Origin of the sequence: Vibrio sp. OPT46, assembly GCF_015163535.1 — a bacterium.
GTDB classification, from domain to species: domain Bacteria; phylum Pseudomonadota; class Gammaproteobacteria; order Enterobacterales; family Vibrionaceae; genus Vibrio; species Vibrio alginolyticus.
The window spans coordinates 82,426-90,275 of sequence record NZ_JADDYG010000093.1 but is presented as its reverse complement, the minus strand read 5'-3'; the positions used below and the strand labels follow the sequence as shown (position 1 = coordinate 90,275).

At 44.6% G+C, this 7,850-nt stretch carries 6 protein-coding genes and 1 pseudogene; 5 read left to right on the top strand and 2 right to left on the bottom strand.

The window, feature by feature from the left end; translation table 11 throughout:
* The 5 genes from IQR33_RS04615 to IQR33_RS04595 all read left to right on the top strand — a co-directional run.
* A partial coding sequence (locus tag IQR33_RS04615; protein WP_193843544.1) for a phosphate ABC transporter substrate-binding protein occupies window positions 1-606 on the top strand: 606 nt, incomplete at its 5' end.
* A 100-nt stretch (window positions 607-706) separates the two neighbouring features.
* Complete coding sequence (gene pstC, locus IQR33_RS04610; RefSeq protein WP_005375154.1) at window positions 707-1,639, top strand: phosphate ABC transporter permease subunit PstC; 933 nt, start codon at window positions 707-709, stop codon at window positions 1,637-1,639.
* A 22-nt stretch (window positions 1,640-1,661) separates the two neighbouring features.
* Window positions 1,662-2,525 carry a phosphate ABC transporter permease PstA gene (gene pstA / locus IQR33_RS04605; RefSeq protein ID WP_005383923.1) on the top strand — a complete coding sequence of 288 codons (864 nt, stop codon included), beginning with the start codon at window positions 1,662-1,664 and terminating at the stop codon, window positions 2,523-2,525.
* A gap of 60 nt (window positions 2,526-2,585) precedes the next feature.
* A complete protein-coding gene (pstB, locus tag IQR33_RS04600) occupies window positions 2,586-3,335 on the top strand; it encodes a phosphate ABC transporter ATP-binding protein PstB (RefSeq protein ID WP_005375156.1) in 750 nt (249 codons plus the stop codon).
* Between the two features lie 327 nt (window positions 3,336-3,662).
* Window positions 3,663-5,786, top strand: coding sequence for a GGDEF domain-containing protein (locus IQR33_RS04595; protein WP_025768552.1), 2,124 nt, complete (start codon window positions 3,663-3,665; stop codon window positions 5,784-5,786).
* A 128-nt stretch (window positions 5,787-5,914) separates the two neighbouring features.
* Here the strand turns inward: IQR33_RS04595 and IQR33_RS04590 are convergent, their stop codons facing one another.
* The gene (locus IQR33_RS04590; protein ID WP_053303852.1) at window positions 5,915-7,561 is read right to left on the bottom strand and encodes a BatD family protein; all 1,647 of its coding nucleotides are present in this window, start codon (window positions 7,559-7,561) and stop codon (window positions 5,915-5,917) included.
* 4 nt (window positions 7,562-7,565) lie between these two features.
* Window positions 7,566-7,850 (bottom strand): annotated as a pseudogene (locus IQR33_RS32320) (hypothetical protein); the annotation flags it as partial.

Genomic DNA, 7,850 nt, shown 5'->3' with positions numbered 1-7,850 from the left:
GCAGACCTTGGTATGTCTTCTCGTAATCTAAAAGACTCTGAAAAAGAATCAACACTAATCGAAGAAGTGGTTGCTCGTGATGGTATCGCAGTGGTTGTTAACCCACAAAACAAACTGCCAGGTCTAACAGCCGAGCAAGTGACTGCAATCTACAAAGGCGAAGTATCAAACTGGAAAGAAGTTGGTGGTGCAGACAAGCCAATCGTAGCCATTACTCGTGACACAGCTTCTGGTACTCGTGGCGCATTTGAAGACATCATGTCTCTAAAAATGAAGATTTCTGGTAAGAAGGTATCAGCTATCTCTCAACGTGCTCAAGTTGCAAACGGTAACGGCGCACTGAAAACAATGGTTGCATCTAACCCATACGCAATCGGCTACATTTCTCTTGGTACTGTAGACAACACTGTTAATGCGCTAGCAATCGACGGCGTTGATGCAACGGTAGCTAACGTTAAAAACGGTTCTTACAAAGTAGCGCGTCCATTCCTTGTTCTTTACAAAGAAGGCAAGCCATCAACAGAAACGCAAAAATTCCTAGACTGGATGCTAACTGATGAAGCGCAAGCGCTAGTTGACCAAAAAGGTTACATCTCAGTTAACTAATCCCATCGGGACTCTAAAGTTTGCTCAGCCCAACGTTTCGGGCTGAGCCTTTTCTATCCATTGTGTTCAACGGCATTGCCCAGAACCGTGAGATTTTTAAATGACCATCGCAACAAATAGTGAAAAGCTTATGAATACTGACGCTAGAGCTATCAGCAAGTCAGGCCTACGCGAGAAGCGTCGTGTAGACTGGAAAGAGCGCATCTTCCACGGCTTGTTCCTAACGAGTGCCGTAATCGGCATTGTTTCATTGGCCGTTATTGCATACTTCATCGTTCGAGAGAGTATTCCGGCATTCCAAGAAGCAGGCGTATCGGGCATTGTCTTAGGACAAAACTGGTTACCACCTGCGCTTTACGGTGTCGCCACCATGATTGTGGCATCTATCGTATCGACGGCTGGTGCTGTCATTGTTGGGGTTCCAATTGGTGTTCTGACCGCCATTTTTATCGCTGAAATCGCACCAAAGCGATTAGCAGACATCATCCGTCCAGCGGTTGAGCTGCTAGCCGGTATTCCTTCAGTGGTCTACGGTTTCTTCGGTCTGGTTATTATCGTTCCATTGATTCAGAAAGTATTTGATGTACCTGCAGGTAACACTATCTTGGCCGGTATTATTGTTCTTGGTGTGATGATTCTACCAACAGTAATTACGGTTTCTGAAACGTCTATTCGCGCTGTCCCTCGTACTTATAAAGAAGGTTCTTTGGCACTGGGCGCATCGAAAATCTACACCATCTTTAAGTTGCTCGTTCCAGCGGCTCGCTCAGGCATCATGACAGGTGTGATACTGGGTATCGGTCGTGCGTTGGGTGAGACCATGGCGATTATCATGGTTATGGGTAACGCGCCGGCAATGCCAGAAGGCATCTTGGATTCGGCTCGTACACTAACTGCAAACATCGCTATTGAAATGTCTTACGCAAGTGGTGTTCACGCGAACGCACTTTACGCTACAGGTGTAGTACTTCTGGTCTTCATCATGTCGTTGAACGCTGTACTACTGTACCTAAACCGAGAAAAAGCGAAGTAATCGCTCGTTAAAGGTGACTATTATGGATCGCGCAAAACTGAAAAAAGCACGCCAGTTCAAAGATAATGTCTTTAACGCATTTGTCTGGATCTCGGCAGCACTAACGGTAGGTTTTTTGTTCTGGATTATCTGGTACATCCTATCAAACGGTCTACAACACGTAGATTGGAACTTCATTACTGATAACTATACGCGTACAGGTGAAGAGCATGGTATCTTCCCAATGATTGTGGCGACCATTTACATGGTTATCGCTTCTATCGCAGTGGCAGCGCCACTCGGTATCATGACGGCAATCTACTTGACCGAATACGCGAAAGTGGGCAGTCGTTTGGTGAAAATCATCCGATTCTGTACCGAGTCATTGGCGGGTATCCCGTCGATCATTTTCGGCCTGTTTGGTATGACTTTCTTCGTGGCGATTCTTGGCCTTGGCTTCTCGATTCTGTCGGGTGCATTGACGCTAAGTATCCTAATCCTGCCAGTGATCATCCGTACAACGGAAGAAGCGCTGATGGCAGTGCCACAAACTTACCGTGAAGGCTCTTATGGCCTCGGTGCTTCTAAGATTTACACTATCTGGCGTTTGATTCTTCCGAGTGCAATGCCAGGTATCTTAACCTCGGTCATTCTAAGTATTGGTCGTGTCATTGGTGAGTCTGCTCCAGTATTCCTGACAGCAGGTATGGTTGCACGTATTCCGGACTCTTTATTGGATTCAGGTCGTACGCTAACCGTTCACCTATACAAACTGACTACCGAACTGTTTACCGTTGAAGAATGGAATCAGGCTTACGGTACGGCAACAGTGCTTATCGTAGTTGTTCTCTTGATCAACATGGTAACGAAACTGATTGCTAGACGTTTTAACACCGCAACTTACTAACAACACTAATTAAGAACGCACGTTAAAAGACACGAATTCAAGAATTAAGAGATTAAGACAATGAACAAATTTGATATTGAAAACCTAGACCTATTCTACGGTGACAACCAAGCACTGAAATCGATCAACTTACCAATTCCAGTTCGCCAAGTAACTGCACTTATCGGCCCGTCAGGTTGCGGAAAATCAACGCTTCTACGCTGTTTGAACCGAATGAATGATCTAATCGAAGGCGTGAAAATTACAGGTAAATTGGCGATGGACGGCGAAGATATTTACGGCAACATTGATGTTGCTGACCTTCGCATCAAAGTCGGCATGGTATTCCAAAAGCCAAACCCATTCCCGATGAGCATTTACGAGAACGTGGCTTACGGCTTACGTGCTCAAGGTATCAAAGACAAAAAGACAATTGATGAAGTGGTAGAGCGTTCGCTGCGCGGTGCTGCACTTTGGGATGAGGTGAAAGATCGCCTTAAATCACACGCATTCGGTCTTTCTGGTGGTCAGCAGCAACGTTTATGTATTGCACGTACAATCGCGATGGAGCCGGATGTGATTCTGATGGATGAGCCAACGTCGGCACTTGACCCAATTGCGACACACAAAATCGAAGAACTGATGGAAGAGCTAAAGAAGAACTACACCATCGTTATCGTGACTCACTCAATGCAACAGGCGCGTCGTATCTCTGACCGCACTGCGTTTTTCCTAATGGGTGAACTGGTTGAGCACAACGATACGCAAGTGATCTTTAGCAACCCTCAAGACGACCGTACTCAAGGCTACGTAAATGGTGATTTCGGTTAATCCACCGTATTTACAAGCATAACTAAATAACTATAAGCGATGGTAACTTTGCCCCTCTTGATGAGGGGCCTTTTTCTTTTTAAGTCGTAGGCTTAAAACATCTACCAACACAAAAATCTTGTAAATAAGTACAACTTTCCTCCCCAGTTTATAAAGCATGTAACTTATGTGAAACATGGCTTTAAAAGTGCTGAAGAGCTCTCGAATGTAACACTAAGTCTGATAATTTTGCGAATGACTTAACAGCTCAAATTTGAACGTATTGATTGCATATCATGGCCTAAGTAGTTTTTTATCGAGGATAAAAAAGTAGATTAGGTTGGTAGGGTGAGTTTAAGAAGTTTTACAAGAAAAGTGTCTTCAACGAGGGACCATCGGTTGCTAGCGGAGGCAATCTTTGATCATTTAGAGAGTCTGTTCTCCCCTCAAGCCCTCGCTATTTTTGAAGATCCTTCAATTAACCCTCGTCATTCGATGAGCTTCTCTCGCGGAGAGCTTTACCCAACCCAAAACTATCCTGAGACATTCTGGGAGTGGGCAAGTCAGTTTGACACCTCTGAAAGCATCATACCTCTGGCGATCAACACTTGTAACTGGAATCACACCCGAGATTTAGGCGGTGATAGTTACATCATGATGCTCGACAACACGCCTATCAAACGTACCTACCTACTGATTCAATCTGTACATGCTCGCACAGCACATAATATCTATGAAGAAAGTTACGACGCAATGCAGCTCGCAGCGGCGCGTTGGCAATGTATTCGTGCTGAAAAAAATGCCTCGAAAGAGATCAGGCACAGAGATATTCGTGAAGCGCAATATGTTGATGAGATTAGCCAACGCGAGCGCTTTATCGAAAATATGAAGTTAGTTCAGCAAGTTGCACTCGAAATCTCTAACCCTGATTCTTTAAAGGACTTGTACTACAAAGCCGTCGAAGCGTTACGTGAACGACTTGGGTTTGATCGCTCTACACTGATGCTTCTCGATATGAAAAAGCGCAGCTTCAGTGGTACATACGGTACGGATGAGTCAGGAATTACGATTGATGAATTTCACACACAATACGATTTACACCAACTTAGCGAGGAGTATATCACCGCGTTATCTAGCCTCGAGAGCAACTTAGTGATTGTAGAAGACGCGCCAATATACACAGCAGGCAAGGTCATCGGGCAGGGCTGGAATGCGATGTTGATTTTACGCGATGGCAATGAACCGTTTGGGTGGTTCGCGCTAGATAACTTTATTCATCGTAAGCCGATAACGGCATATCAAAAACAGATGTTGGACTCGTTTGGTTCACTCTTCTCTCAAATTTACATTCGTAAGCGCCAAGAACAAAACGTACGCATGCTGCATTCAAGCATGGTTGAGTTATCACGTTGCACTACTGTCAGTGGAGTATGCAAATCGGCCGTCACTTTCGCCATTAAAAATCTTGGTATTGATCGAATGGCGGTGTTTTTAACTGATGAAAATTGCTCTTACATGCAAGGAACGTGGGGTACCGATATTCAAGGTAATGTGGTGGATGAATCTTACTTCTTTGGCGAAACCCAAGATTTCTCTCTTATAAATCTGGCTCGCTCAATGCCAAACGAAGTCGCATTTGAAGAATCAGTGCCTATTTATCATGACTGTAATATTGTTGGCTTTGGTTGGGCTGCGATGACGGTATTGACTTCAAATAGCAGTGGTCCTATCGCCTTTATCGCTGTTGATAATTTGCTGACACGTGCGCCCTTAACTTCTCAGTTACGTGAAGTGATTCGTATGTTCGCGTCCAGCTTAGCTGAAGTATTGCAACGTACTCAAGCTCAAGAGGCGATTCGCGAATTAAACGAAAACTTAGAGCTGGAGGTTCAGAACCGAACAAAAGAGTTGGAGGAAGCCAATCGACAGCTTGAGGTACTTTCTAAGCTCGATCCTTTGACGCGTCTTGGTAATCGCCGCATGTTAGAACATGTGATGCAAAAATATTGTGCCCTAGAGTGTGAAGACGACATGTCGTTTGGCCTGATCCTGATTGATATTGACCATTTTGGCTTATTCAATAATCACTATGGTCATCTCGAAGGCGATATCGCATTGATGCGAATTGGCTATATCTTGGATCATCATACCAAAGGTGAAGATGAAGTTTTTTGCCGTATCGGAGGTGAGGAGTTTGCATTGCTCATGATTGGTTCTGAGCAAGAGGAGGTTCGACTGAGAGCAGAGTGCATTCGTCAGTGCATCGAGGGCGAGGGGATAAAGCATCGACATAACCCAGAAGGGGAGTTACTTACCGTTTCAGTCGGTTACTCCTGTTATAAAGCGAAAGGCAAAGACTTTAATTTCGACCATTTATATCAGTTGTCGGATAAGGCACTCTATCAAGCGAAGAATCATGGGCGAAATTGTGTAAGGCGATACGAATACGAGCCCCAAGTGTTTGTTGAGTGAGTTATGTTCATAAGAGCAACTTGATAGGGAAGGGGCGGCGGTTGGTGCTCTAGATAAAACCGCTAAAGCAAATTTGGCCGGATAAGAGAATGGGCAGCTCATGAGAGCTGCCATTGTTATCTAGTTATTTATAGCTTTTCGAGTTGGTGGTCGGTTTTCGTTACGTTTGCTTTGCCAAGGTTTTGAATTTTCGCTAGCAGCGAATCAGGGCTCCAAGGTTGTTGGTTGGCACTAAAATACGCTTGATTCATGGCATTAAGCTCTTGCTTAATTGCTTGTACGTCACCAGGGTTTAACCTGTCTTGATGAGTGGTTAAATACTCATTTACAGAGCGTTCAATTTTCGCAGCATCGCCCTCTTCGATGACTTTTTTTAGCGCGTCGATGCAAAGTGGTTGTTCAGTATTTGAAACCGTTCCACTCGCTGTTATTGACCGCTTTTTCCATGCCCAAATAGCGATTCCCAATGTCATTATCCAAAGCCCTAAGAAAACAAAGGTTAATGTTCGCCAGAGACTGTTTACATCGCCGCTTGATTCAGGACTAGGGGCTGACACTAAAGGCGCTGAAAGAGGCGATTCCGGCAACGTGATTAGCCCAGTGTCATTTTTCTCTACGTCTAATGTTAGCTCTGGTAACGTTGTTTTCTTCGCTTCATCATTTTGACTGTCCCACCAGTTCAAGTCGTATCCTGGTAAGGTATATTTCCCGGCCTCTGTAGGAATAATGACTTGCTTCACCGTCATGGTAACGGTGCCATCTCTCGCGCTATCGAACTTAGGTTGTTCGGGATACACGCGCAGTGAACTCGGGTAACTAATATTGACTCGTGGCAGATATTCGGCTTGTGTACCGCGAGCCTTAACTTGAATGGTTCGAGTGAGTGAAGAGCCTTGTTTTACTGTGTTGATTGCGTTAGTCGACAATAGATTACCTTGATCGTCTTGCCAGCTCTGTGTCATTTCTAACGCTGAAGCAGGAAGCCATTCACCTTTAAATTCGCTCGGAATCGGTTTGACCGTGATTGGCATGCGTTCCGCTTTGGTGTTGATAGGCATTATTTTGGTTGAGCCCGTCAAGCTGTCGCCATAAATATAAGAACCGGTCAGTTTAGGACCTATCAAGGTATAAGTGCCTGGTTGATTTGCCGTTAAGCGAAACGACTGCTCTATGACCGCTACTTCTAACCCATTTAAGATCTTCTGTCTTTGTTGTAAGCCACCCAGTGCCTCAAGCTTCATGCCTTCAATCTGCGGAGGTACTATTTGCGGGTTATCTAGGCGTCGAGTGTCCGCTTTAATTAGAAGTTGTATACGTAATGTTGCAGATTGCTGAGGGTAGAGCGTACTGTTGTCGACCGTAATATTGAAGCTAAATAGATCATCAAGATTGGGGTCTGTTTGGCTCGCGTTGACACGTAGTTTGATCGGCTCCGTTTTCATGCCATCAGCGGAAAAACTTGGAATAGTCAGAACACCTTCTTTCATTGGTGCAATTGAGATACTCCACTCGGTACGCACCGATTTTCTTCCGTTAATGTTATTGCTAGAGCGGCCATAACGAGGTTGACCCAAGAAGAAGTCTTTCTCTAGAACGTTGAAGTCGATTGAGTCTGAGCTGAGCTCAGTATCTGAAATGATTCTGAGGTTAATCACTTCATTCTTGGCTATTTGTGTTTTATTCACACTAGCTTGAAGTGTCTGTGCCATCACCGAGAAACTGGATATTAGGCTGGCCACAAAAATAAAGACCAGTTTTACGCCTTTGTTCATCACAGGCTTACCACTCCTTTTGAGATTGTTGTGGAGGTTGTTTTTGTTGCGCTTGAAGTTGCATTTGCGCACGGATCAAAAAGCTTGGGTCGCGAGCACTTTCTACTGCTTCTAGTCGACGGAACTCAGGATCATCCTGATGCATTTTTTCGGGATGCGCTTTAGCCTGTATTGGTTCACCTTGATCATTCACTTGCTTGTCATCTCGTTGCGGTTGATGTTGTTCCGTTTTTTGTTTTTCTTTTTTATTTTCAGAATCTTGCTGATTTTGTGACTGTTGTCCTTGCGCTTC

Bases quoted from the DNA above. Each gene is read 5' to 3' on its own strand.
- pstC (WP_005375154.1), top strand. From the start codon at position 707: ATGACCATCGCAACAAATAGTGAAAAGCTTATGAATACTGACGCTAGA.
- pstA (WP_005383923.1), top strand. From the start codon at position 1,662: ATGGATCGCGCAAAACTGAAAAAAGCACGCCAGTTCAAAGATAATGTC.
- pstB (WP_005375156.1), top strand. From the start codon at position 2,586: ATGAACAAATTTGATATTGAAAACCTAGACCTATTCTACGGTGACAAC.